Annotated in this window: 1 pseudogene; it reads right to left on the bottom strand. The window is 63.9% G+C overall.

Features of this window, described 5'->3' with window-relative positions:
- Nucleotides 1-734 (bottom strand): annotated as a pseudogene (locus tag PY310_RS21485) (pyruvate dehydrogenase (acetyl-transferring), homodimeric type); the annotation flags it as partial.

The following is a 734-nucleotide window of genomic DNA, read 5'->3' as shown; positions in this document are numbered from 1 at the left end:
GGGATGATCGGGGCGATGTGCTTGCCGAAGTTCTTGTCCCGCATGAGGTCCTTGAGGAGCCGGACGAAGGCCATGGTGGTCGCGGCCTGCTGCTTGCCCGAACCGCGTTTGGCGACCTCGTAGGTCTTCGCGTCCGGCAGGGCGATGTCCTGGTGCTTGGAGCGGCGTTCCGGGACGGCGCCGCCGAGTTCGGCGCGGCGTTCCATCATGTACTTGATTTCCGGGGCGTCGGAGCCGGGGTGGTAGTACGGGGGTGAGTACAGGTCTTTTTCGAGCTGTTCGTCGGTGACCGGGATCCGCAGGTGGTCACGGAACTTCTTCAGGTCATCCAGGGTGAGTTTCTTCATCTGGTGGGTCGCGTTGCGGCCCTCGAAGTGCGGGCCCAGGCCGTAGCCCTTGACCGTGTGCGCGAGGATCACGGTCGGTTTGCCCTTGAACTCGGTCGCTGCCTTATACGCGGCATAGACCTTGTGGTAGTCATGGCCGCCGCGCTTGAGGTTCCAGATCTCATCATCGGAGAGGTCCGCGACCATGTCCTTGGTCTGCGGGGTCTGGCCGAAGAAATGGTCCCGCACGAACCCGCCGGACTCGGCCTTGTAGGTCTGGTAGTCCCCGTCGACGGTCTCGTTCATGACCTTCACGAGCGACCCGTCGGTGTCCTTGGCGAGCAGGTCATCCCACTCCCGGCCCCAGACCACCTTGATCACGTTCCAGCCCGCGCCGCGGAAGAACGC

It is taken from the genome of Pseudarthrobacter naphthalenicus, from assembly GCF_029076445.1.
GTDB lineage: Bacteria > Actinomycetota > Actinomycetes > Actinomycetales > Micrococcaceae > Arthrobacter > Arthrobacter naphthalenicus.
The sequence above is the reverse complement of the archived record's forward strand: the minus strand, read 5'-3'. Positions and strand labels throughout refer to the sequence as shown.